The organism is Nocardia harenae NBRC 108248 (assembly GCF_001612885.1).
In the GTDB taxonomy this organism is placed as follows: domain Bacteria; phylum Actinomycetota; class Actinomycetes; order Mycobacteriales; family Mycobacteriaceae; genus Nocardia; species Nocardia harenae.
The window spans coordinates 242937-266579 of the sequence record NZ_BDBH01000002.1; the positions used below are offsets into that span (position 1 = coordinate 242937).

Consider the following 23643-nt stretch of genomic DNA (forward strand, 5'->3'; position numbering starts at 1 on the left):
GCGGGGCCGTCGGCCGCATCACACCAGCGTCTCCCGCCACGCCGCATGCAGCCCGGCGAACCGTCCGGCGCCCGCGACCAGCTCAGCCGGGGCGCCGTCCTCCACGATCCGGCCCGCCTCCAGCACCAGCACCCGGTCGGCGATCGAGACCGTGGAGAGCCGGTGCGCGATGATCACCGCGGTGCGGTCGCGCAGCACCCGCTCCAGCGCCTCCTGCACCAGCCGCTCGCTCGGGATGTCCAGGTTGGAGGTGGCCTCGTCCAGCACGATGACGGCGGGGTCGGCGAGGAACACCCGGGCGAAGGCCACCAGCTGCCGCTGCCCGGCGGAGAGCCTGCCGCCGCGCTTGCGCACGTCGGTGCCGAGCCCGTCCGGCAGCGTGCCGAGGAACGGATCGAGCCCAACCGCCGCGGCGGCCGCCGCGACCTCGGCGTCGGTGGCCTCGGGTTTACCCAGCCGGATATTGTCCGCGATCGAGCCGGCGAAGAGGTACGCCTCCTGGGTGACCATGACCACGGCCCGGCGCAGCTCGGCATCGGCGATCCGGCGCAGATCGATGCCGTCCAGCCGGACCGTGCCGCCGCTCGGGTCGTAGAACCGGGTGAGCAGCTTCACCAGCGTCGACTTCCCCGCCCCCGTCGCGCCGACCAGCGCGATCACCTGCCCGGCCGGGATCTCCAGGTCGAACTCGGGCAGCACCGGCGCGCCCGCCCGCTTCCCGGCGTAGTCGAACCACACCGCGTCCATGCGCAGCGCGCCCGCCGGCTTCCCGAGCGGCACCGGGTCGCGCGGCTCCGGCACCGACGGCTCCTCCTCCAGCACGCCGGAGATCTTCTCCAGCGCGGCCGCCGCCGACTGGTAGGCATTGAACACCTGGGCCAGCTCGTCCAGCGGGCCGTAGAACTCGTTGAGGTAGAGCAGGTAGGCGGCGAGCACGCCGACCGCGAGATTGCCCTCGATCACCTGCCAGGCGCCGACCGCGAGCACGATCACCGTGGTCAGGTTGCCGAGCAGCCGGGTCAGGCCGGTGTAGTCGCTCATGCCGAAGGCGGCGGCGACATTGGCCTCCCTGAACTCGCTGTCCTCGGCGGCGAGCACCGCGTGGTTGCGCCCCTCCCGGCGGAAGGCCTGCACCGCGCGGATCCCGCCCATGGTCTCCACGAAGTGCACGACCACCCGGGCGATCGCCACCCTGGTGCGCCGGTACCCGGCCCGCTGCCTGCGCTGCGCCCACCGGGTGACCAGGGCCAGCGGCACGAAACCGGCCAGCACGATCACCGCCAGCCCGGCGTCCAGGTAGATGAGCAGCGCCGCGATGGTGACCACCGAGAGCATGGCGCTGAGGGCCTGGTTCAGCGCACCCTCCAGCAGCTCCTGCAGCGTCTCGATATCGCCGGTGAGCCGGGAGATGACCTTGCCCGAGGTGTACTTCTCGTGGAACTCGACGCTCAGCCGCTGCACGTGCGCGAAGAGCTTGCCGCGCAGGTCGAAGAGCACGCTCTGGCTGAGCGTGCCGGAGATCCGCAGGAAGACCAGCGTGGTCAGCATGCTGCCGAGGGTCACCGCGGCGAAGCCGGCCACGGTCAGGGTGAGCGGCAGCCAGTCGCCGCGCCGGGCCGCGGCCAGTCCGCTGTCCAGCCCGAAGGCAATGAAGAGCGGCCCGGAGACCTTGAGCGCGTTGTCGAGCACGATGAGCGCGAGCACGACGGCGGCCCGTGCCCGGTACGGCCGGACCAGGTCGAGCAGCAGCCTGCGGGAGCGGGCGGCGAGCACCAGGTTGCCGGTCTGGGTGACCTCGCCGTCCTCGTTGGCGATGCCGCGCCAGTCGGCGGGGTCGGTGTCCGTGCGGTCGTCGGTGGTGGTGTCCATCACGCCCCTCCCATCAGCTCGCGGTAGCGGGTGCTCGTCCGCAGCAACTGGTCGTGTTTGCCCTCGGCGACGATCCGGCCGTCCGCGAGCAGCGCGACCCGGTCGGCCAGCGCCGCGGTGGAGGGCCGGTGCGCGACCAGCAGGGTGGTCGCCCCGGCCAGTACGCTGCGCAGCCGGGCCTGCACCCGCTCCTCGGTCTCCACGTCCAGCGCGGAGAGCGGGTCGTCGAGCACGAGCACCCGGCCCGCGCTGCCCCCGGCGCGGGCGCCGAGCACCGCCCGCGCCAGCGCCAGCCGCTGCCGCTGGCCGCCGGAGAGGCTGAGCCCCTGCTCGCCGATCCTGGTGTCGAGCCCCCACGGCAGCCGCTCCACGAACTCGGTGGCCTGGGCGATCTCCAGGGCGGCGCGCACATCGGCGTCGGTGGCGTCGGGCTCGCCGAGCGCCACGTTCTCCCTGACGCTGGCGGAGAAGAGCACCGGCTCCTCGAAGGCGGCGGTGACCACGGTGCGCAGGTCGGCCAGGCGCAGCCGGGAGACCTCGACGCCGTCGACGGTGAGCGTTCCGCCGGTGACGTCGTAGAGCCGCGGAATCAGGTTGAGCAGCGCGGTCTTGCCGCTGCCGATGGCGCCGACCAGCGCGACCGTCTCACCGGGGCGCACGTGCAGCGTGACGTCGCGCAGCACCTCGGTGCCCGCGCCGGGGAAGGCGAACCGCACGTGGTCAAGCCGCAGGTCGCCGCGGACCGGCGCGGGCAGCGGGTCGGGATCGGGCGGGTCGGTGATGTCCAGCGGGATGTCCTGGATCTCCCAGTACCGGTCCGATGCGGTGCTCGCGTGGTTGAGCTCGGAGAGCAGGAAGCCGGTCCAGATGATCGGCCACTGCAGGAAGGTGGCCAGCGTGATGCCCGCGACCAGCGTGCCGAGCGACATGGAGCCGTGCACCACCGCGTACCCGCCGTAGCCGAGCGCGAAGACGATGGCGAGCTGCGGCACCCCGACCATGGTCGACCACAGCGTGGCGTCCAGCCGCACCTTGACCATCTCGGTGCCGCGCAGCTCCCGCGCCTGCCGCACGAACCGCGTCGCCAGGAACGGCCCGCGCCCGAATGCCTTGAGCACCCGGATGCCCTGCGCCGACTCCTCCGCGATGGTGGCCAGATCGCCGGTCTGGTCCTGCGAGCGCCGCGACGCCACCTCGTAGCGCTGCACGAAGCGGTAGCAGACGGCGACCACCGGCACGGCGAGCACGGTGAAGGCGGCGCCGAGCGGCGGGATCAGGAACCACAGCACCAGCAGCCCCACCGGCACGATCACCGCGTGCAGCACCAGGAACGGCCCGGCGAAGCCGACGAAGCGGCGCAGCGTGCCGAGGTCGTCCACCGCACGGGAGAGCAGCTGGCCGGACTCCCAGGAGTCGTGGTTGCCGATGGCGAGCCGCTGCAGCTTGCCGAAGATCATGGCGCGCATGGCGACCTCGAACTCGGCGGCGGGCCGCGCCACCATCCGCCGCCTGCCCCAGGTGCCGAGCGCCTGCAGCAGCCCGAGCAGCAGCACCACCCCGATCAACGGGATCGCCGAGCCGTAGTCGCCGCCCGCGATCGGCCCGTCGATGACCCGGGCGATCAGCAGCGGGATGACGATCTCGGTGAGCATGGCGAGGATGGCGAGCGCCGTCGCCGCCGCGATCCGGTTCCGGTGCGGGCGCAGATAGGGCAGGAACCGGCGCAGCGCACCCGTCCTGCCCCTCGGTTTCGCCGGGGCAGGCGGTGCGGGTATTCGCTCGGCGGCGGGATCGAGCACGACGGACAAGGTTCCCCCTCGATTTTCGCGGCCCGCACCACGGCAGCCGCCGTCACGGCAGGATGGGCGGGTGGAAGACGGGCACAGGCTCCGACCCTCCAGAGTGGCACCGCACACCGCCCCCGCCAACCGAATTTCCGCCGCACCACCTCTGCCCCACCCACCCCCCCGGGGGCGAGCCTTACGAGCCCCGGTTCGCCGCCCGTCCCGTTGTTCAGCGCTCGAAGCGCATGCGCCGAAGGCGCGAGTCTCGAGCGCTGAACAACGGGACCCCCGAAGGGCGGCGAACCCGCCCGGCGCAGCCGGGCCAAACAAACACAGGCAATATATCCCCATGCGGATGGTGGGGCTCTTCGCCGGAATCGGCGGACTCGAGCTGGGACTGTCCGCGCGTGGCTGGCACACCGAGTTGCTCTGCGAGATCGATCCCGGTGCCCGCGCCGTGCTGGAGGCCCGCTTCCCCGATATCCCCGTCCACCCCGACGTCACCCGGCTGCGCTCCCTCCCCCAGGCGACCGAGCTGGTAGCGGCGGGTTTCCCCTGCCAGGATCTCTCCCAGGCCGGCCGCACCGCAGGCATCTCCGGCACCCGCTCCGGCCTGGTGGACGAGATCTTCCGCCTGGTCCGCCGCCGCCGCGGCCCGCGCTGGCTGCTCCTGGAGAACGTCCCGTTCATGCTGCAACTAGGACGCGGCGCCGCCATGCGGCACATCACCGGCGCACTGGACGAGCTCGGCTACGCCTGGGCCTACCGCGTGGTCGACGCCCGCGCCTTCGGCCTGCCGCAGCGCAGGCAGCGGGTTCTGTTGCTGGCCTCGCGCACCGAGGACCCGCGCCGGGTCCTGCTCGCCGAGGACGCCGGACCGCTGGACCAGGGCGACCCCGCGCTCGACCCGTGCGGCTTCTACTGGACCGAGGGCGTCCGCGGCCTCGGCTGGGCGGTGAACGCGGTCCCGACCCTCAAGGGCGGCTCGGCGCTCGGCATCGCCAGCCCGCCCGCGGTCCGGCTGCCCGCGGGCGAGATCGTCACGCCCGGCATCGAGGACGGCGAGCGCCTGCAGGGCTTCACCGCGGGCTGGACCGAGCCCGCGCTGACCGTGCCCGGCTTCCGCCAGGGCCACCGCTGGAAACTGGTCGGCAACGCGGTGAGCGTCCGGATGGCCGAATGGGTCGGCGGCCGCCTCGACAGCACCGCCGACCCGCTTCCCGACGGCACCGAACTGGCCACCGGCCAGCCGTGGCCGAGCGCCGCGTGGGGCCGCGCCGGCCGCGCCTACCGCGCCCCCGTCTCCACCTGGCCGGTGCACCAGCCCTACGAGGGCCTCGCCGATTACCTGACCGGCTCCCGGCTGCTCTCCGCCCGCGCCACCGCGGGCTTCCTGCGCCGCACCGGCATGGGCACGCTCCGCTTCCCGCCCGGCTTCCTCGACGACGTCGAGACGCACCTGGACCGCATGGGCGGCTGGGCCGCGTGACCCGCCCCGCCACCGACGCCGCGACCAGCGCGCGCATGTCCCGCCAGCGCCGCGCGCACACCAAGCCGGAGCTGGCGCTGCGCCGCGAACTGCACCGCCGCGGCCTGCGCTACTTCGTCGACCGGGCGCCGCTGCGCGGCCAGCGGCGCCGCGCCGACGTGGTCTTCCCGCGCCGCCGGATCGCCGTCTACGTGGACGGCTGCTTCTGGCACCGCTGCCCGCAGCACGCCACCGACCCCAAGAACAACGCCGAGTGGTGGGCGGCCAAGCTCGCGGGCAATGTGGCCCGCGACCGCGCCACCGACGCCGAACTCGAGGCCGCGGGCTGGCAGGTCGTGCGGATCTGGGAGCACGAGGACCCGGCGGCCGCCGCCGACCGCGTCCAGGCCGCCATCCGCTAGCGCCTGGCCCTGACCACCGTATTCGGCACCTGCTGCGCCAGGTACCCGGACACGGCCATGGCCGCCATCACCGCGCAGCCCGCCACCGCGGTCGCGATTGCGATCATCGCTTCACCTCCTTGTCGACATCGAGCCTGCGCGCCGAACCTGACACCAGCCTGTGTGCACCCTCCGGAACAGGTGTGCATCGGCACAGCGGCCGCGCAGGCCACAATGCACCTCGTGCTCACCTCGGATCGCGGCCCCGCCACCTGGTTCGTCGCCATCGCCCTGACCGTGGCCGGGCTGAGCTACTCGGCCTGGGTGCTGCAGTTCGCGCTGCCGCTGCACGCCGACCCGGTGCACTCCTTTCTCAGCGAGCTGGACGCCGAGGGCAAGCCCTACCGCTGGGTCTTCTCCACCGCCGACACCGTGGCGGGCGTCCTCGCCGCGCTGGCCGCGGCGGTGGCGCTGGCCCGCTTCCCGCGCAGGCCGCTCACGGTGGCAGGCTGGATCGCGCTGCTCTGCTTCGGCGCGGCGACGGTGGCCGACGCCAGGGTGCCGCTGCGCGACTGCGCCGACTGCGGGGCAGGCGGCCTCTTCCCGCAGCTGCGCCAGCCGCACGCGCTGACGAGCACGCTCGCCGTCACCGGAATCGCCGTCGCCGCCTTCGCCCTCACCCTGGCCGCCTTCCGCTACCGCTACGGCCCCGCGCTGCGCGAGTTCGGTGCGGTGGCGCTGGCCGTCGGCTCCGCGGCGACGGTATGGATGCTGGTGGCGGACAACCTCTCCGGTGATTACCTGCTCGGCGTCGCGCAGCGCATCCAGGTGACCGCCATGTCGCTGTGGCTGCTCGCCCTCGCGCTCGAAGTCGCCAGGGCGGCGCCGCCGCGGCGGTAGGGTCGATGGGGTGACCGACGCCGCCGCACCCCCGCCGGTACCCGCCGATCTGGCCGCCGTCGCGGCCGCCACCGAGCGCTTCCTGGCGAGCGCGCGCGGGCTCACCGACCCCGACCTGGCCGCGCCCTCGCTGCTCCCCGGCTGGACCCGCGGCCACCTGCTGACCCACGTCGCCCGCAATGCCGACAGCCTGGTGAACCTGCTGACCTGGGCGCGCACTGGCATCGAGACTCCGCAATACCCGAACCCGAGCGCCCGCGACGCCGATATCGCCGCGGGCGCGGCCCGCCCGATCGCCGAGCAGTACCCGGACAACGAGACCGCCGCCGCGCGCTGGGCCGAGGCGGCCGCCGGGGTCCCGTCCGCGGCTTGGGCCACGCTGGTGCGCAACCGGCAGGGCCGGGAGTTCGCCGCCACCGCCATCGGCTGGATGCGGTTGCAGGAGGTCGAGATCCACCACGTCGACCTGGCCGCCGGGTACACCGCGGCCGACTGGCCCGCCGATTTCGTCGCCCGGCTGCTGCCCGAAGTGGTCGCCGCGCACGGGATGAACGCGGGTGATCGACCGGCCTTCGAGGTCAAGGCGGACGACACCGGCTTCGGCGCCACCATCGGCGCGGGCGCGCCGGGCACCGTCGTCACCGGCCCCGCGCACGCCCTGCTCGCCTGGCTCATCGGCCGCGGTCGCGATGGCCTCACCGGTGCGCTTCCCGAGCTTCCGACCTGGCGCTGAGCCGCGCCGAGCAGCCGACGCCGGCGTGCCCCATTCGTCCGGCCGTGCGGAAGTCATCCCGCCGGATGCCCGGCGTGGTCGTACTCGGTCCGCCGCACATCGGCGCCCGCCCGCACCAGGATGGAGGCGAGCGTCGGCCGCCCCGGCGGCAGGATCCGGATCCGCACCGACCCGTCCGTGGTCCCGTCCAGCGCCGCGACCACCGCGGCCCGCAGCCGCTCCCCGACCTCCGGCGCCGACTCCGCCATCCCCCGGTCGTCGATCAGCACCACCTCGACCCCGCGGCTGCGCGCCGCCCGCACCCGCGCGGTGGTGCGCTCGTCGCTGAGCCCCGGCGCGCGCAGGCTGTCCCGCAGATGCGCCTCGAGCAGCGCGCAGTCCAGCCGCTCCCGCTCGGTGAGCGGGGTGCCTGCGGCGATCCGGGTGAGCAGCGGCCTGGTCAGCCGATCCAGCCGGGTCACCTGGTGATCGCGCTCCTGCAGGGTCGCCGCGGCCGCGGACTCCTCCGCGTACCGATCCCGCGCCGCGTCCCGCAGCTCGAAGGTGAGCTGCGCATTCGGCCGCAGCGTGTAGGAGAGCACCGTCGCCATGCCGAGCGGCCCGATCTCGATCGCCACCAGCCCGAACCCGGCCACCACGCCCTGCCCGGTGAGCCCGGTCCACGCCATGTACACCAGCGCCACCCCGAGGATGCCGAGCCACGCGAACCACGCCCGCCCGCGCACGCACATGAAGCAGTACACCGTGGTCGCCCCGCCGTGCGTCCACGCCTGCAGCGGCGTCACCATCGGCACCGGCACAACCGCCAGCGTGATCGCGCAGGCCACCGGCCCAGCCAGCGTCATGGCCGCGGTCGCCGGCAGCGGCAGCGGGTCGCCCGGCACCGCGATCAGCGCGACGGTGGCGGCGGCCAGCACGACCAGGCTCAGCACCGTCGGCCAGACCGTGCGCATCCCGGGCCAGATCGCGACGGTGACCACCGAGATGAGCAGCACGTACGCGCCGACCATCACCCGCGCGCCTGCGGTGTGCATGCCGAGCAGGTCGCGAATGTCCTTGGTGTCGCTCACGCGGCCCGGCTCCAGGAGAGGTGCACCCTGGTGCCCGCGCCCGGCGCGGTCTCGATGGCGGCGGTGCCGCCGGGCAGCTCGTTCAGCTGCCGGACGATGCTCACCGCGATGCCGAGCCGGTTGGCGGGCACCGCGGCAGGCTCGAAGCCGCAGCCGGTGTCGCCGACCGTGGCGCGGAAGCCGTCCCCGGTGACGTGCAGCACCACCCAGCGCTCGACATCCGGCCCCGCGTGCCGGTAGCTGTTGCGCAGCGCCTCGGCCATGCCCCCGGCAACGGCCCGCGCCGCCTCCGCCGGAAAGCGGGCGTCGCCCGCGTCGCCCGCGATCACCGACTCCACCCCGACCCGGTCGTTCACCTCGTTCACCGCGACTCGGAGGTGCGAGACCAGCTCCGGCACATCGAATTCGGTGGCCGGGTCGCCACCCGCGCGGAAGGTGTCCAGCTTGGCCATGGTGCTGGCGGCCTGGGTGCTGAGTAGCCGGTTCATCGGCTGCCGCGCCGCGGAGAGCAGCGTCGCCATCACACCGTCGTGGGTGAGCGCGTCGAACCGGGCCCGCTCCACCGTCCGTGCCGTCGCGGCGGCGGCGGCCGCGGCGGCGGCGTAGGTCTCGGCCCTGGTCTCGTCGAGGATGCGGCCGGTGCGCACCGCCATGATCCCCGCCGAGACCGGGAGCAGGCAGAACCCGATGCTCCACGCGATCTCCGGCAGCAGGTCGCTCTGCCCCGACCGCGCCAGGTAATTGATGGTCTGCACCACGACCGCCCCCGCCACCAGGTGCGCCACCGCCCACCGCGGCCGCCACGCCGCCGCCGCCGCGAGGCTGGCCAATCCGTTGAACTGCGAGAACCACATCCCGCGCAGCTCGGCCAGCTGCCCGCCGTTCCAGGCGGGCCACCAGAGCAGCACCGCCACCAGGTACCCGGCCGCGGCCGCGCTCGCCAGCAGCCGCAGCCGCCGCTCGGCGCCGCCGAAACTCGCGACCCCGAGCGCGAACCCGGTGCCGTACACCGCGATCAGCGCGACCGGCGTCCACCACCATGCCGTGACCTGCGTACCGCGCGCGATATCCGGCAGCAGCAGCCCCAGGTAGAACACGTACCCCGCGGCCACGAAGCGGGCGAAGATGCGCAGTACCCGCTCGGCGGCGGAGTCGGTCTCGGTGAGCAGCGCAGCGCTCATCGCGGGCGTCCCCGGAACCGGCGCGGGTAGGGCACGATGCCCGCCAGCGCCCGCTGGTACAGCTCGACCCCGGTGTTCGCGTTCAGCCCCGCCGCGGGCAGCCGCGCCACATCGTCCTCCACCACTCCGATCGGCCACCTGGTGACCCCCTCCTCCCCGAGCGGCCATTGTCGCCGAGGGCGGGCCGCGCCGCACGATTTCCGCGTGCGCACTGCGACACGCTCAGCGTGTCCGGCGCGGACACGGCGTAAAGCGCGTCCGAACGGACATATCCTTGTCCTCACATTCGCCGCCGGAATTACCGGGAAGTGAATCCGGAAGCGCATGCGGATCATGCCCCGAGCGAGCCCCCGGGTACGCACCGGTAAGGTAGGGCTCAGCAATTCCCCGCTGTTCACTCCGAGAGTGCCGAATTTATACCGACAGGTCGGTAATCACATTTCTACCTGGGTTTTTGCTGGTATTTGAAAGTGGTACCAAGGTTTACGGGCAAATTGCACCGAGATGGCGGAACGCGTTTCATTCAGGGTTCTAACGGTGGTACCAGTTCTGGTATCTCGCGGCGAGTCTTTCTTCCTGCGACACTGAGTAACGTCGGATTGTCGGGGTCCGACTACTTCTCAGATGAGCACGCGCACTCGCAAAAGGAACGACGCTATGTATGCAGCCACCGCGCCGCTGGGCGCTCTGTCCGGTATCCATCTCGACCGTCACCCCGGCACCCCCGTACCGCCGCAGCGGCCGAGGCCCAAGCTGAGCCCGCGCGAGATCGAGGTGATGCTGCACTGGTTCGCCAACGACTCCAAGACGGCGACCTGCAAGGAGCTCTACATCACCATGGGCACGGTGAACACCCACCTGAACCGGATCCGGGACAAGTACCAGGCCATCGGGCGGCCCGCCCAGACCAAGGCCGCGCTGCTCGCCCGGGCGCTGCAGGACGGGCTGATCCTGTTGGAGGATCTGTAATCGGCGTATGCGCAGGGTTTCTCGCGGCCCCCGGGAGTTCGCTTCCGGGGGCTGCGGCATACCCGGCGTCTTCAGCTCGAGCAGATCGGGCGCAAACCGCGAGACCCGACTACCTCCGCACCACGAAATTCGGCCGCAACTCCGGCTCGGGCTCGTCGAAGTACCGATGGAAGGTCGGCACCAGCCCCGACGACAGCGGCGGATTGATCCACGACCAATCGGTGGGACACCGCCGCCCCGCCGCCGCCTCCTTCTCCACATGCTCACAGAACTGCTTCGCCACCGTGTGGTGATCGACCATCGCCACCCGTGCCACCCGAAAACTATGCAGCACAGCCCGATTCAACTCGATGAGCGCCCGATCCCGCCACATTGTGCGCGGATGCGAGGTATCGAGCCCGAGGTGCGCGGCCACGACCGGGAGCATGTCGTACCGCTCCGGGTCGGCGAGGTTGCGGGCCCCGATCTCGTACCCGACGTACCACCCGTTGAAGGGGGCGAAGGGGTAGGTGACGCCGCCGATCTCCAGATCCATGTTGGCGACGGCGGGGAGCGCGTGCCACTTCAGGTCGAGATCGGCGAACCAGGGGAGGTCGGGGTGCTCGATGCGCACCTCGCGGACCAGGTCGGCGGGGATGTCGAAGCGGGCGAGCGGCTCGTCGGGGGTGCTGATGAGCAGGGGGAGGATGTCGAAGCGGGTGCCCGCCCCGCGCCAGCCGGTGCGCAGCGCCAGGTCGGTGATCTCCAGGCCGGCCGGGTCGCCGGTGACGGTGCCGTCCGGGTTGCGGTACCCGGCGTACCGGATGAGTTGCGAATTCAGGATGCGGAACTCACCGCCGTCGGCGCGGCGCGGCGGGCCGACGGTGATGGTGGACTGGATGGCGCCGCCATTGGTGGCCTCGCGCAGGTGCCGGAAGCAGAACTCGGCCAGTTCGCGGGCGGTGCGCGCCTGCCTGGCGTCGATGAGTTTGAGTGAGCGCCAATGTTTCCGGCCGACGCAGCGGGCGTGGTTGCGCCAGGCGAGGCGGGCGCCGATCAGCACTTCCTCCGGAGTCTGGATATAGCTGCCGTTGAAGCGCAGCTCGAGGGCGGCGCCGACGCCGCGTTCCGAGGAGAGGTGCGCCAGCTCGGGCAGGCGGAAGAAGTCGAGGCAGTCGCGCAGCCGGCGCGGCAGGTCCGAGACGACCGGCGGTTCGGGCGGCGACAGGGGTAACGCTGAACTCACAGTTGTCTCCGGCGGTGGGAACTGACCGAGATCGAGCACAGGGAGCCACCACCATAAGCGGGGTCGCGCGAGTTCGCGGGATGGTACCGGTCTGTCCGTACCCCTAACGATGTCGACACGCCGTGAGTGACCGGTCGGGTCTTGCGGGCTCTGGCAGGATTGCCGCTATGCGTGGTTCTGCTCTGCGGCGATGTTGCGCCGGCGCCGTCGTCACCCTCACGCTCGCGACCGGCGCGGCGGTGGCGCAGGCCGCGCCGGACTCCGGCTCCGCCGCGACGCCCGCGCCCAAGCCCGTCGAACAGTCCACCGCGACCCCGCCAACCACTCCGGCGATCCGCCGGATCGAGCCGGTGGACGACCGCAGGGTCCGGGTCTTCGTCGACTCGCCCGCCATGCAGCGCGAGGTCGAGGTGATCGTGCTGCTCCCGCGCGACCGCTCGCAGCCCCGCCCCACCGTCTACATGCTGGACGGCCGCAGCGCCGAGCCGGACACCAACAACTGGCTGGAGAAGGGCCGCGCGGCGGAGTTCTACGAGGACAAGCCGGTGAACGTGGTCTTCACCGTGGGCGGCCCGGCCAGCTTCTACACCGACTGGCAGCAGCCGGACCCGGTGCTCGGGCTGAACCGCTGGGAGACCTTCCTCACCGCGGAGCTGCCGCCCGCCATCGACGCCAGGTTCAACGGGAACGGCTGGAACGCGGTCTCCGGCGTTTCCATGGGCGCCGAGGCGGCCACGATGCTCGCGATCCGGCACCCCGGGCTGTACCGGTCGGTGGCCGGGTACAGCGGCTGCTTCAGCATGGGCACCGATCTCGGGCAGGCCGAGGCGCGCGCGGTGATCGCGACCTACGGCGGCGACCCGGACAATATGTTCGGCCCGTCCGAGCACCCCGACTGGCTCCAGCACGACGTGGTGCTGCACGCGGAGGCGCTGCGCGGCAAGGCCATCTACCTCTCCGCGGGCAGCGGGATCCCCGGCGTCTACGACGGCCCGGACAACCCCGACTACCCCGGCAATATCGGTCTCGGCGGCCCGCTGGAGGCGGGCACCGGCAACTGCACGCGCAGGCTCACCGCCCGCCTGCAGGAGCTCGGCATCGGCGTGACCACGCACTTCCGCGCCACCGGCACGCACTCCTGGCCGTACTGGGCCGACGAGCTCGAGGTCTCCTGGCCGACCGTCGCGGCCGGGCTCGGGCTCTAGCCGACGAAGCGGGCGAGCACCGCGGCGCTGGTGGCGAAGGCCAGGAACTGGTCGTTCTCGTGCGGATCGCCGGTGGTCACCCGGACCCCGTCGGCGCCGTACGGCCGCACCAGCACCCCGGCCGCGGCCGCCGCCTCGGCGAACGCCACATTGTGCTCGCCGAGCGCCAGCCAGACGAAGTTCGCCTCGCTCGGCGGCACCGGGTAACCGGCGGCGACCAGGGCGGCGCGCACCCGGTCGCGCTCGGCGATCAGCGCGCCGGTGCGGTCGAGCAGCTCGGGGCGGGCCTCCAGCGAGGCGATGGCCGCCGCCTGCGCTACCCGGTTCACGCTGAACGGGATGTGCACCTTCATCAGCGCGGTGATCACCGCCGGATCGCCGACGGCGTAGCCGACGCGCAGCCCGGCCAGCCCGTACGCCTTCGAGAAGGTGCGGAGCACCACGACGTTCGGCCGGTCGCGGGCGAGCTCGACGCCGTCCGGGTGCTCCGCCGGGGTCAGCCGCAGGTACTCGAAGTAGGCCTCGTCCAGCACGACGAGCACGTGCGCGGGCACCGCGTCCAGGAAGCGCTCCAGCGCGGCCCTGCCGTGCGCGGTGCCGGTGGGGTTGTTCGGGTTGCAGACGAAGATCAGCCGGGTGTGCTCGGTGATCGCCGCGGCCATGGCGTCCAGGTCGTGCGTGAGCCCGGGGGTGAGCGGCACCGGCACCGCGGTCGCATTGCCCACCTGGGTGACGATCGGGTACGCCTCGAACGAGCGCCACGCGAAGATCACCTCGTCGGCCGGGGAGCCGCAGGTGATCTGCACCAGCTCCTGGCAGAGCGCGACGCTGCCGCAGCCCGCCGCCACCCGCTCCACCGGCACCCCGAGGAACGCGGCCAGCGCGGTGCGCAGCTCGACGGCGTGGTTGTCCGGGTAGCGATTCGCCAGCTCGGCCGCCTCGGCGATCGCCTTCGCCGCCGCGGGCAGCGGACCGAGCGTGGTCTCGTTGCTGGCCAGCTTGGTCGCGCCCGGATGATCCCGGCCGGGGACGTAGGCGGGGATGGTGGCGAGGTCGGGGCGGATGTGCGCGGTCACCCTCCCAGCCTAGGCGGCGGACACCGCCCGCCGACATCCCGCACGCGCCCGACGGCCGAAACGCCGAGCAACCGGAAAAATCCGGCGCGTCCGGTGCTCCCACGTGCAAATTCTCGCGGATACCGACGGGTACGCCTACCCTGGTTTCATGCCGGGCACCTATGACGACATCGCCCCGCTACGCCGTGGCGACGAGGCGGATGGCGACCAGACGACAGCGGGCGGCAGCCCCTCGCGTACCGACCGCGTGCCCATCACCGTGCTCGAACCCGAGGGCAATGCCAGGGGCGGCATCGTGCTGCTGCACGAATCACGGGAGCGCGGCGGCGCCCTGCGCGACCTCATGACCGCGCTCGCCGCCGAGGGCTGGACCGTCGTCACCCCCGACCTCTTCCACCGCGGCACCGGCGAGAGCGAGGTCTTCGGCGACGAGCTCTTCGACGACTTCGACGCCTGCTTCGACTGGCTCACCGCGCACGGCGTCTTCCCGGACTGCGTCGGCGTGCTCGGCTTCGACACCGCGGGCACGGCGGCCTTCCTGGTCGCCACCAACCGGCGCATCGGCGCCGCGGTGAGCGTCGGCGCGAGCGGGCTCACCGAGCCGCTCACCGCCGAGGCCGAGGCGCTGGTCCAGGCCGCGCCCCGCCTCCAGGCCCCCTGGCTGGGCCTCTTCGGCGCCGACGCCCCGGCCGACGAGGTCGAGAAGCTGCGCGACGCCGGCGCCGCGGCCGCCGTCGCCACCCTCGTGGTGACCTACCCCGACGCCAAGCACCGCGCCGACCGCCCCGCCGGAGACGAGGACGACGATCCGGTCCGCGTCGACGCGCAGACCAGAATCTTCGACTGGTTCGACAGCAATCTGCGCTGACCAGCCGTTTTGGTGCCCGCAGGTAGCCTGCTGTAATCTTTCTGCTCGGTGGTCCGAAAGGGCCGGTGCCCTCGAAGAGAAGGCTCCAGGAGGCGTGCCAGAGCGGCCGAATGGGACTCACTGCTAATGAGTTGTCCCTTCACGGGGACCGGAGGTTCAAATCCTCTCGCCTCCGCCAAGCCCGGGTTCACCCGGGTGTACAACTGAACAGGCTATGCGCCCGTAGCTCAATGGATAGAGCACTTGACTACGGATCAAGAGGTTAGGGGTTCGAGTCCCTTCGGGCGCACAGAAGTTCACCCCGGTGCCGGTTCACGGCACCGGGGTGAGCTGTTTCCGGGGCCGAGTTCTATCCTTCCTCAGCGCGCCCGTCTAGACGGCGATGACGTTCAGTAGCGGTCCGAGCCCCTTGAAGTCGTCTGGGTTGCGGGTGTACAGCGGCAAGCTGTATTGGACTGCTGTGGCGGCTATCTGGAGGTCAGCCACTCGTCCTCGTGGTTTGCGCCCGATCTGCTCGAGGAGAAAAGCCAACGATCCGTACACGTTCGCCGTCTCGCCGTCGAACGCGAGCGGGTTGAAGGATCTCGCGACCCACTGGAACTGGAGTTGGCGTTGAGCTTGCTTCATGGGGTCTTTGGTGGAGTGAAGTCCGGCAGCGAGCTCGGCGAGACTTATCGCGCTGATGGCGGCTTCCGCTTCATCGGGCAGTGCTGACTGCAAATTGGAGTAGTCGATGAGAACCGAAGTGTCCAGCAGCACATGCCGGGGGATGGCGGGCTCACTCACCGTCGGCGATCTCCTGGTCGATCATCGCATCCATGTCGGCGCGCCACTCGTTGTAGTCGATGCGCGGCAGGCGGGCGCTGGTGCGAGTGAGTTCGGTGATGGGTACGAAGGTTCGCCGTGTCAGAGGCCTGAGTTCGGCGACAGGTTTGCCATTGCGAGTGATGGTGAAGCTCTCACCGGCTTCGACCGCCGCGAGGACTTTGCCGCTGTCGTTGCGGAGGTCGCGTTGCTGGATCGTCCTCATGCCCCAACGTTACCCGATCTGCTACGCGGTGTACAGAATGCTACGCGCTGCGAATGACGGGTCCCGATCATGCGACTACTCGAGCACGGAGCCGGTAGCTCCCCTACTCAGAAGATTCGAAGCCTCCGTCAAGACGGCGCAGGTGCCCCCAAGCCGACCTCGTGAAGGGTGCGAGCGCTGGAGTCGGTTGGGGTGCTGGGTGGCATCGGTGACCAGGATGGCGGCTGAGGCGCGGCGCACAACGAGTCAAACTTGCCGCCCCAACCTCGAAAACAGTCGCCGACTTTTCAGAGTTGGGCGCGAATCCTTGAATTCGAGTGGCTGGCTCTTGCGGAGACGGAGGGATTTGAACCCCCGGTCGCTCTCGCGACTCTCGCTTTCAAGGCGAGTGCATTAGGCCGCTCTGCCACGTCTCCAGTGCGTCGATGGTAGCGGACGACCCGCTCAGCGGACGATGGAGAGCAGCGACCGGTCGACCCCGGCGACGGCGGCGGAGCCGGAAAGGCCGAGCGCGGAGTCGAAGTCGGCGAGGAGCACGCGCAAGGCGTGGCGGACGCCGTCGCGGCCGGCCAGGCCGAGGCCGTAGGCCCAGGGGCGGCCGTAGAGGACGGCCTTGGCGCCGAGGGCGAGCGCGATGAGGGCGTCGGAGCCGGTGCGGATGCCGGAGTCGAAGAGCACGTCGGCGCGGTCGCCGACGGTGGCGACGACCGCGGGGAGCGCGTCCAGGGCGGCGATGGCGCCGTCCACCTGGCGGCCGCCGTGGTTGCTGACGATCACCGCGTCGGCGCCCGCGTCCACCACTTGGCGGGCGTCGTCGGGGTGCAGCAGCCCCTTGACGGCGATCGGGAGGTCGGTCCATTCGCGCAGCTTGCCGAGGTCGGCGGGGCGAAGGGAGTGGTTGCCGAAGAGCCCGACCCAGGTGAGGATGGCCATGCGCAGCGCCTCCTCGCTCTCCTCGGGCGGGGTGCCGAGCTTAGCGCGGAAGACCGGGTCGGAGAGGTAGTTGGCGATGCCTTTGCCGAGCAGGAAGGGCAGGTGCGCGTGCTCGAGGTCGCGCGGGCGCCAGCCGAGCGCGGGGGTGTCGGCGGTGACGATCACGGCCTTGGCGCCCGCGGCCTCGGCGCGGGTGACGAAGGAGCGGGCGAGTTCGTCGTCGGCGGGCCAGTAGAGCTGGTACCACCAGTCGCCGGCGGCGGCGCCGACCTCCTCGATGGTGCAGGAGGAGGCGGTGGAGAGCACCATGCCGAGCCCGAGTTCCTTCGTCGCCTCGGCGACCAGCACCTCGCCGCGCTCGTGCAGCAACTCCAGGACGCCGACGGGGGCGGTGAGCACCGGGGCGGCCAGGCGGGTGCCGAGCACCTCGACGGAGAGGTCGCGGGCGCCGGGGGCGGTGGTGCCGCGCAGCATGCGGGGCAGGATCCGGTAGTGGTCGAAGGCGGACTCGTTCGCCGCGGCGGTGCGCTCGGCCGACGCGCTGCCCGCCACGTAGGCGTACGCCTCCGGCGGCAGCTCGCGCCGCGCCCGCTCCGCAAGCCCCGCCGCCGTCATCGGCAGCTCCGGGCGCAACCCGCCCATTCCGCCCAGGTAGATCTCGTTCTGGAAGTCGACGAAGCTGCTCACGCGGGGAACGCTAGTCCGTCGGCGGGGTTCGCGCAGCCCCCGCCGGGATCGGCGAGCGCGCCGCGAATGCCGGGGTGATCGCCGGTTCCGGCGCTCCGCGGGCAAGATGGAACCGTGCGCGCTGTGCGATTGAACGGATTCGGTGGCCCCGAGGTACTGACGTGGGGCGAGGCGCCCGACGTCACCCCGGCCCACGGTGAGGTGCTGGTTGAGGTGGCCGCGGCCGGGGTGAACCGGGCCGACCTGCTGCAACGGCAGGGCAACTATCCGCCGCCGCCGGGGGCGAGCGAGACGCTCGGGCTGGAGTGCTCGGGGGTGATCGCCGGACTCGGTGACGGCGTGACCGGCTGGTCGGTGGGCGACCGGGTCTGCGCGCTGCTCTCCGGCGGCGGCTACGCCGAGCGGGTCGCGGTGCCCGCGGGCCAGCTGCTCCCGGTGCCGGAGGGGCTGGATCTGGCCGCCGCGGCCGGGCTGCCCGAGGTCGCGGCCACGGTGTACTCGAACCTGGTGAGCACGGCGGGGCTGCGCGCGGGGCAGCTGCTGCTGGTGCACGGCGGCGGCGGCGGGATCGGCACGCACGCCATCCAGCTGGCGAAGCGGCTCGGGGCGCGGGTCGCGGTCACCGCGGGGTCGGCGGGAAAGCTCGCGCGCTGCACCGAGCTCGGTGCCGATATCGCGATCGACTACAAGAACCAGGACTTCGTCGAGGTGCTGCGCGAGCACGGCGGGGCCGACGTCATCCTGGACAATATGGGCGCGGCCTACCTGCCCCGCAATATCGAGGCGCTTGCCCCGCACGGCCACCTCGTGGTGATCGGCATGCAGGGTGGCGTCAGGGCCGAGCTGAATCTCGGTGCGCTGCTGCGCAAGTGGGGCACCATCCACGCGACCAACCTGCGCGGCAGGCCCGCGACCGGGCCGGGCGGCAAGGCCGAGGTGATCGCGGGGGTGCGGGAGCGAGTCTGGCCGCTCGTCGCGGACGGCTCGATCGTCCCGGTGATCCACGCCGAGGTGAGCGACCCGGCCGAGGCGCACCGGCTGCTCGACGGCGCGGACACCGTCGGCAAGGTGCTGCTCACGCTGCGCTGACTACTCCAGCGCGGAGAGCGCCCGGCCGAGCTGGTCGATCTCCCACCTCGTGGTGTACGGGGCGAGACCGACGGTCACCGCGCCGCCCTCGTCGTTCACCCCGAGCGCGTCGAGCAGCCTGCTGCCGCCGTGCATTCCGCTGACGGTGCCGATCCTGGCGTCGGCCAGCTTGGCGGCGACCTTCTCCGCCTGCATGCCGGCGACGGTGAAGCTCACCGTGGGAATGCGGGTGGAGGCGCGGCCGATCACGGTGAGCCCGGTGACCCGGTCGAGCACCTCCATCAGGTGCTCGAAGAGCTGGTCGTGGTAGTCCTGCAGCGAGGTGATGGAGAGCTCCAGCCGCTCGCGGCGGGAGCCGCGGGCGCGCTCGTCCAACCCGGCCAGGAAGTCGATGGAGGTGGTCAGCCCGGAGAGCAGCGCGTATTGGTGGCCGCCGACCTCGAGCCGCTCGGAGCCCTTGGCGTAGGGGTTGAGCGACATGGAGGGGATCCGGTCCAGGAAGGCCGGGTCGCGGAAGACCAGCGCGCCGACCTGCGGCCCGCCCCACGACGGCGCGCTCAGCGCGACCACGTCGGCGTTCAGCTCCTCGATATCGATGAGCGCGTAGGGCGCGGCGCCGAAGGCATCGGCGACCAGCAGCCCGCCCACCTCGTGCACCCGGTCGGCGGCGACCCGCACCGACGGCGCCGAGCCGACGATCGGCGAGGCGGCGGTGAGCGCGACCAGCCGCGCGGTCGGCCCGATCAGCTCCTCGAACTGCCAGGCGGGCATCTCGCAGGTCTCGATCTCCACCTCGGCCCAGCGCACGTGCGCGCCGTAGCGGTTGGCGATGCGCAGCCAGGGCGCGACATTCGCCTCGTCGTCGAGGCGGGAGAGCACGATGCCGGTGCCGAGCCCGAGCCGGGAGCTGAGCGATTCGGCCAGCCAGGCGAGCAGCGCCGCGCGGTCGGGGCCGAGCACGACGCCCGCCGGGTCGCCACCGACCAGATCGGCCACCGCGACCTTCGCCGCCTCCAGGATTCGAGCGCTGCGCGCGGCCGCCGGATGCCTGCCGGTGTGCGAGAAGGACGACGTTCGAAATCCGGTCGAGACCGCGCGCGAGACCGAGTCCGGCACCAGCATTCCGATCTGCGGATCGAGGTGAATCCAGCCGTCGCCCAGGGACGGAATGAGGCCCCGCACCCTCGCGACGTCGTAAGTCATGTCGGCCACTCTAAGGGCAGCGACCGAGGCTGTGTAACCACGTTGCCCCGCTTCCGTACCGCGGAGTAGGGCGACCTGGGAATCAGCACCCGAACAGGATAGAACGCCGGGCCGTAGCCGGAGGCGGGTACAGGTCAGGTGGTCACGGTGCCTGACACACGACATGATGGAGACCATGACGCCATCGGACGAGACCCCGAATTCCGTCGTCGTGATCGGTCCGGACGGCCGGCCGCTGAGCATTCCCGTTGAGGCCGGGGCGCCGGGTGCGGTTTCCGGCGCGCCGGAATCCGGCGAACCGGAGCAGCAGGACGAGCCGGGCGAATCGCTCGCGGACATGGTCGAGCAGCCCGCCAAGGTGATGCGGATCGGCACCATGATCAAGCAGTTGCTGGAGGAGGTGCGGGCCGCCCCGCTGGACGATGCCAGCCGCAATCGGCTCAAGGAGATCCACAAGTCCTCGGTGCGCGAGCTGGAGCAGGGGCTCGCCCCCGAGCTGCGGGACGAGCTGGAGCGGCTGACGCTGCCCTTCACCGACGACACCGTGCCCACCGACGCCGAGCTGCGGATCGCGCAGGCGCAGCTGGTCGGCTGGCTGGAGGGGCTCTTCCACGGCATCCAGACCGCGCTCTTCGCCCAGCAGATGGCGGCGCGGGCGCAGCTGGAGCAGATGCGCCAGGGGGCGCTGCCGCCCGGGCTCGCGGTCGCCGACCCGCGCGGCGGGCCGCACACCCAGGCCACCGGGGGTGCTGGACAGTATCTCTGAAAAACAGACCGATCAGCACCCGCGGGCAGCGGGCCCCGATGCACCCGGCGGCATCCCGGCCGAGGAGGCCACCGGGGTAGTGTCTGGCACCGTGCCCGCAGCTGCCGCTCGCCCCGACTCGGACCGGGAGAACACCGCCTCGACGGCGGACCACTCCGCACCAGCGGACGACGACACCGTCGCGCCGGCGGACAACGACACCGCTCTCGCGGAACCGGACCCCGCAGCCCAAGCCGCCGCCGGCGCGGAGAGCGACCTGCTCTCCGCGCCGCCGATGAAATCCGACTCCCAGACCTTCGCGCGCGCCTTCGGCGACTTCGCCACCGGCTTCTCGCAGCGCGAGCTCTGGCTCTCGCTGGGCTGGCAGGACATCAAGCAGCGCTACCGCCGCTCGGTGCTCGGCCCGTTCTGGATCACCATCGCCACCGGGCTGCAGGCCGCGGCCATGGGCATCCTCTACTCGATGCTGCTCGACCAGCCGCTGCGCGAGTTCCTGCCGTACGTGACGGTCGGGCTCATCGTCTGGAACGTGATCAACGCCAGCATCCTGGAGGGCGCCGACGTCTTCATCGCCAACGAGGGGCTGATCAAACAGCTGCCGTCGGCGCTGAGCGTGCACATCTACCGGCTGGTGTGGCGGCAGCTGCTCTTCTTCGCCCACAATATGGTGATCTACCTGGTGATGCTGGCTGCGTTCGGAGTCTGGGAGGACGTGAACTGGGCCAGCCTGCTCGCCATCCCGGCGATCCTGCTGCTCTTCCTGAACTCCATGTGGGTGTCGATCGTCTTCGGCATCTTCAGCACTCGCTACCGGGATATCGCGCCGATCCTCGGCAGCACCACGCTCATGCTCTTCGTGCTGACCCCGGTCATGTGGACCACCTCCACCCTGGAGAACCAGATGGGAGCGGGCAGCGAGCGGGCCCGGCTGGTGGAGCTGGTCCCCACCTTCCACTACCTGGAGATCGTGCGCGCACCGCTGCTCGGGGAGCCGCAGGCGCTCCGGCACTGGGTGATCGTCGGGGTGATCACGCTGGTCGGCTGGGTGGTGGCGATCCTGGCGATGAAGCAGTTCCGTTCGCGCGTCCCGTACTGGGTATAGGAGCCCGATGACCGACCGTGTGAGTATCGAGACCCACCAGGCGTGGGTCGAGTTCCCGATCTTCGACGCCAAGTCGCGGTCGCTGAAGAAGGCGTTCCTGGGCAAGGCGGGCGGCGCGATCGGGCGCAACCAGTCCGACGTCGTCGTGGTCGAGGCGCTGCGCGACATCACGCTGTCGCTCCGGGAGGGCGATCGGATCGGGCTGGTCGGGCACAACGGCGCGGGCAAGTCCACACTGCTGCGGCTGCTCTCCGGCATCTACGAGCCGTCCCGCGGCAGCGCGCGGATCCGCGGCCGGGTGGCCCCGGTCTTCGACCTCGGCGTCGGCATGGATCCGGAGATCTCCGGGTTCGAGAACATTGTCATCCGCGGCCTCTTCCTCGGCCAGACGCGCAAGCAGATGATGGCCAAGATCGACGAGATCGCGGACTTCACCGAGCTGGGCGAATACCTCTCGATGCCGCTGCGCACCTATTCCACCGGGATGCGGGTGCGGCTCGCCATGGGCGTGGTGACCTCCATCGACCCGGAGATCCTGCTGCTCGACGAGGGCATCGGCGCGGTGGACGCGGAATTCATGAAGAAGGCGCGCAAGCGGCTGCAGGAATTGGTGTCGCGTTCCGGGATTCTGGTGTTCGCCAGCCATTCCAATGAATTCCTCGCGCAGCTCTGCGATTCCGCGCTCTGGATCGATCACGGGCGCATCCGGCAGCACGGGGGTATCGAGGAAGTGGTGCGGGCGTACGAGGGGCCGGAGGCGGGGAATCACGTGGCGCAGGTGCTGCGTGAGCTGGCCGCCGACGGCGGCAGAGAACTGGAGCCGAACCAGGCATGAGCGAGTCAGGCCCGAAGGCGGGAGCGGAGCGTGGCCACGCAGGGCCCTCGCTCAGGCCGAATGCAAACAGCATGAGCGAGTCAGGCCCGAAGGCGGGAGCGGAGCGTGGCCACGCAGGGCCCTCGCTCAGGCCGAATGCAAACAGCATGAGCGAGTCAGGCCCGAAGGCGGGAGCGGAGCGTGGCCACGCAGGGCCCTCGCTCAGGCCGAATGGGAACAGCATGAGCGAGTCACCGGAAGGCGTCGGGGAGTTCGAGGAGTTCGTGCCGCCGGGCACGGGGGCGGATGCGCGGATCATCGCGGTCGTGGTCACGCACAAGCGGCGCGAGCTGCTCGCCGAGTCGCTGAAGGCGGTCGGCTCGCAGTCCCGGCCGGTCGACCACCTGATCGTGGTGGACAACGGCAACGAGGACGAGGTCGCCGAGCTGGTGGCGCAGCAGCCGCTGGAGGCGACCTACCTGGGGTCGCGGCACAACCTCGGCGGCGCAGGCGGCTTCGCGCTCGGCATCCTGCACGCGCTGACGCTCGGCGCGGACTGGGTCTGGCTGGCCGACGACGACGGCAGGCCGGAGGGGCCCGAGGTGCTCTCCACCCTGCTGTCCTGCGCGGGCAAGCACGGGCTCGCCGAGGTCTCGCCGGTGGTCTGCGACATCGACGACCCCGACCGGCTGGCCTTCCCGCTGCGCCGCGGCGTGGTCTGGCGGCGGCTGCGCTCGGAGCTCGGTGCCGACGACTTCCTGCCCGGCATCGCCTCGCTCTTCAACGGCGCGCTGGTCTCGGCCCAGGCGGTCGACCTGATCGGCGTGCCCGACCTGCGGCTCTTCGTACGCGGCGACGAGGTGGAGGTGCACCGCAGGCTGGTGCGCTCCGGGCTGCCCTTCGGCACCTGCCTGCAGACCGCGTATCTGCACCCGAACGGCGCGTCGGAGTTCAAGCCGATCCTGGGCGGGCGGATGCACACCCAGTACCCGGACGACCCGGTGAAGCGCTACTTCACCTATCGCAACCGCGGCTACCTCATGTCCCAGCCCGGCATGCGCAAGCTGCTGCCGCAGGAGTGGATCCGGTTCTCCTGGTTCTTCCTGGTGACCAGGCGCGATCCGGCGGGGTTGAAGGAGTGGTTCCGGCTGCGCTCGCTCGGGCGCAACGAACAGTTCGGCAAGCCGGATTAATTCGGTTGCGCCCGCCGGAGTGGACTGCCAAGGTGGGCGGCGACGAACTCGCGAGGAATGGAGGTGTGCGCTGTGAC

At 71.6% G+C, this 23643-nt stretch carries 23 protein-coding genes and 3 tRNA genes; 14 read left to right on the forward strand and 12 right to left on the reverse strand.

Annotation, left to right across the window (positions count from 1 at the left end; genetic code table 11):
• Positions 1-18 precede the first annotated feature (18 nt).
• On the reverse strand, positions 19-1869 hold the full coding sequence (locus NH2_RS04065; RefSeq protein ID WP_067648340.1) for an ABC transporter ATP-binding protein: 1851 nt from the start codon (positions 1867-1869) through the stop codon (positions 19-21).
• Positions 1869-3668: an ABC transporter ATP-binding protein gene (locus tag NH2_RS04070; protein ID WP_369690028.1), complete on the reverse strand. Its 1800-nt coding sequence runs from the start codon at positions 3666-3668 to the stop codon at positions 1869-1871. The genes NH2_RS04065 and NH2_RS04070 overlap by 1 nt, the downstream gene beginning before the upstream one ends.
• 340 nt (positions 3669-4008) lie before the next feature.
• Between NH2_RS04070 and NH2_RS04075 the strand changes: the two genes are divergently transcribed.
• The 4 genes from NH2_RS04075 to NH2_RS04090 all read left to right on the forward strand — a co-directional run bounded on the left by NH2_RS04075 (position 4009) and on the right by NH2_RS04090 (position 7155).
• Positions 4009-5142, forward strand: a complete 1134-nt coding sequence (locus NH2_RS04075) for a DNA cytosine methyltransferase (protein WP_067649257.1) — start codon at positions 4009-4011, stop codon at positions 5140-5142.
• Positions 5139-5543: a very short patch repair endonuclease gene (locus NH2_RS04080; RefSeq protein ID WP_084505202.1), complete on the forward strand. Its 405-nt coding sequence runs from the start codon at positions 5139-5141 to the stop codon at positions 5541-5543. The genes NH2_RS04075 and NH2_RS04080 overlap by 4 nt, the downstream gene beginning before the upstream one ends.
• Before the next feature lie 222 nt (positions 5544-5765).
• Complete coding sequence (locus NH2_RS04085) at positions 5766-6422, forward strand: DUF998 domain-containing protein (RefSeq protein WP_245650416.1); 657 nt, start codon at positions 5766-5768, stop codon at positions 6420-6422.
• A gap of 10 nt (positions 6423-6432) precedes the next feature.
• Positions 6433-7155: a maleylpyruvate isomerase family mycothiol-dependent enzyme gene (locus NH2_RS04090; RefSeq protein ID WP_067648343.1), complete on the forward strand. Its 723-nt coding sequence runs from the start codon at positions 6433-6435 to the stop codon at positions 7153-7155.
• A 53-nt stretch (positions 7156-7208) separates the two neighbouring features.
• On the opposite strand, the gene NH2_RS04095 is transcribed toward NH2_RS04090, so the two are convergent.
• The 3 genes from NH2_RS04095 to NH2_RS30080 are packed head-to-tail and all read right to left on the reverse strand — an operon-like array spanning position 7209 to position 9531.
• Complete coding sequence (locus tag NH2_RS04095) at positions 7209-8225, reverse strand: DUF8320 family protein (RefSeq protein WP_067648346.1); 1017 nt, start codon at positions 8223-8225, stop codon at positions 7209-7211.
• Entirely contained in the window at positions 8222-9406 is a 1185-nt protein-coding gene (locus NH2_RS04100) for a sensor histidine kinase (protein ID WP_067648348.1), read from the reverse strand. The genes NH2_RS04095 and NH2_RS04100 overlap by 4 nt, the downstream gene beginning before the upstream one ends.
• On the reverse strand, positions 9403-9531 hold the full coding sequence (locus tag NH2_RS30080; RefSeq protein WP_281202008.1) for a hypothetical protein: 129 nt from the start codon (positions 9529-9531) through the stop codon (positions 9403-9405). The genes NH2_RS04100 and NH2_RS30080 overlap by 4 nt, the downstream gene beginning before the upstream one ends.
• Positions 9532-10063: 532 nt before the next feature.
• Here NH2_RS30080 and NH2_RS04105 point away from each other — a divergent pair.
• Positions 10064-10375, forward strand: a complete 312-nt coding sequence (locus NH2_RS04105; protein ID WP_157103595.1) for a helix-turn-helix transcriptional regulator — start codon at positions 10064-10066, stop codon at positions 10373-10375.
• A 109-nt stretch (positions 10376-10484) separates the two neighbouring features.
• Here the strand turns inward: NH2_RS04105 and NH2_RS04110 are convergent, their stop codons facing one another.
• Positions 10485-11600 (reverse strand): nitric oxide synthase oxygenase, encoded by a 1116-nt coding sequence (locus tag NH2_RS04110; protein ID WP_067648355.1) that lies wholly within the window; start codon positions 11598-11600, stop codon positions 10485-10487.
• Positions 11601-11767: 167 nt separating this feature from the next.
• On the opposite strand from NH2_RS04110, the gene NH2_RS04115 reads away from it, so the two are divergent.
• A complete protein-coding gene (locus tag NH2_RS04115; RefSeq protein WP_157103596.1) occupies positions 11768-12805 on the forward strand; it encodes an alpha/beta hydrolase in 1038 nt (345 codons plus the stop codon).
• Here the strand turns inward: NH2_RS04115 and hisC are convergent.
• Positions 12802-13881 carry a histidinol-phosphate transaminase gene (hisC, locus tag NH2_RS04120; RefSeq protein ID WP_067648357.1) on the reverse strand — a complete coding sequence of 360 codons (1080 nt, stop codon included), beginning with the start codon at positions 13879-13881 and terminating at the stop codon, positions 12802-12804. The two genes, NH2_RS04115 and hisC, sit on opposite strands and share 4 nt — an antisense overlap.
• A gap of 148 nt (positions 13882-14029) precedes the next feature.
• Between hisC and NH2_RS04125 the strand changes: the two genes are divergently transcribed.
• The 3 genes from NH2_RS04125 to NH2_RS04135 all read left to right on the forward strand — a co-directional run bounded on the left by NH2_RS04125 (position 14030) and on the right by NH2_RS04135 (position 15038).
• The gene (locus NH2_RS04125) at positions 14030-14749 is read left to right on the forward strand and encodes a dienelactone hydrolase family protein (protein WP_067649271.1); all 720 of its coding nucleotides are present in this window, start codon (positions 14030-14032) and stop codon (positions 14747-14749) included.
• A gap of 88 nt (positions 14750-14837) precedes the next feature.
• Positions 14838-14927: transfer RNA gene (locus NH2_RS04130), tRNA-Ser, on the forward strand.
• Positions 14928-14965: 38 nt separating this feature from the next.
• A tRNA-Arg gene (locus NH2_RS04135) sits at positions 14966-15038 on the forward strand.
• 83 nt (positions 15039-15121) lie between these two features.
• On the opposite strand, the gene NH2_RS04140 is transcribed toward NH2_RS04135, so the two are convergent.
• From NH2_RS04140 to NH2_RS04155, 4 genes are all read right to left on the reverse strand, one after another.
• Complete coding sequence (locus NH2_RS04140) at positions 15122-15535, reverse strand: type II toxin-antitoxin system VapC family toxin (protein ID WP_084505203.1); 414 nt, start codon at positions 15533-15535, stop codon at positions 15122-15124.
• The gene (locus NH2_RS04145) at positions 15528-15779 is read right to left on the reverse strand and encodes a type II toxin-antitoxin system Phd/YefM family antitoxin (RefSeq protein WP_067648359.1); all 252 of its coding nucleotides are present in this window, start codon (positions 15777-15779) and stop codon (positions 15528-15530) included. The genes NH2_RS04140 and NH2_RS04145 overlap by 8 nt, the downstream gene beginning before the upstream one ends.
• Before the next feature lie 331 nt (positions 15780-16110).
• A tRNA-Ser gene (locus tag NH2_RS04150) sits at positions 16111-16195 on the reverse strand.
• Positions 16196-16223: 28 nt separating this feature from the next.
• Positions 16224-17399: an alpha-hydroxy-acid oxidizing protein gene (locus NH2_RS04155; protein ID WP_245650417.1), complete on the reverse strand. Its 1176-nt coding sequence runs from the start codon at positions 17397-17399 to the stop codon at positions 16224-16226.
• Between the two features lie 114 nt (positions 17400-17513).
• On the opposite strand from NH2_RS04155, the gene NH2_RS04160 reads away from it, so the two are divergent.
• Positions 17514-18488, forward strand: a complete 975-nt coding sequence (locus NH2_RS04160; protein ID WP_067648362.1) for an NAD(P)H-quinone oxidoreductase — start codon at positions 17514-17516, stop codon at positions 18486-18488.
• Here NH2_RS04160 and NH2_RS04165 read toward each other — a convergent pair whose 3' ends face one another.
• Positions 18489-19691: a cysteine desulfurase-like protein gene (locus NH2_RS04165; protein ID WP_067649281.1), complete on the reverse strand. Its 1203-nt coding sequence runs from the start codon at positions 19689-19691 to the stop codon at positions 18489-18491. It abuts the gene before it with no gap.
• Positions 19692-19866: 175 nt separating this feature from the next.
• Here NH2_RS04165 and NH2_RS04170 point away from each other — a divergent pair, with 175 nt between their 5' ends.
• The 4 genes from NH2_RS04170 to glfT1 all read left to right on the forward strand — a co-directional run bounded on the left by NH2_RS04170 (position 19867) and on the right by glfT1 (position 23566).
• Complete coding sequence (locus NH2_RS04170; protein ID WP_067649284.1) at positions 19867-20457, forward strand: bacterial proteasome activator family protein; 591 nt, start codon at positions 19867-19869, stop codon at positions 20455-20457.
• A gap of 274 nt (positions 20458-20731) precedes the next feature.
• Complete coding sequence (wzm, locus tag NH2_RS04175; protein ID WP_067649288.1) at positions 20732-21559, forward strand: galactan export ABC transporter permease subunit Wzm/RfbD; 828 nt, start codon at positions 20732-20734, stop codon at positions 21557-21559.
• A 7-nt stretch (positions 21560-21566) separates the two neighbouring features.
• Positions 21567-22394, forward strand: a complete 828-nt coding sequence (wzt, locus tag NH2_RS04180; RefSeq protein ID WP_067648367.1) for a galactan export ABC transporter ATP-binding subunit Wzt/RfbE — start codon at positions 21567-21569, stop codon at positions 22392-22394.
• A gap of 221 nt (positions 22395-22615) precedes the next feature.
• The gene (gene glfT1 / locus NH2_RS04185) at positions 22616-23566 is read left to right on the forward strand and encodes a galactofuranosyltransferase GlfT1 (protein ID WP_067648370.1); all 951 of its coding nucleotides are present in this window, start codon (positions 22616-22618) and stop codon (positions 23564-23566) included.
• The last annotated feature ends 77 nt before the right edge of the window (positions 23567-23643 follow it).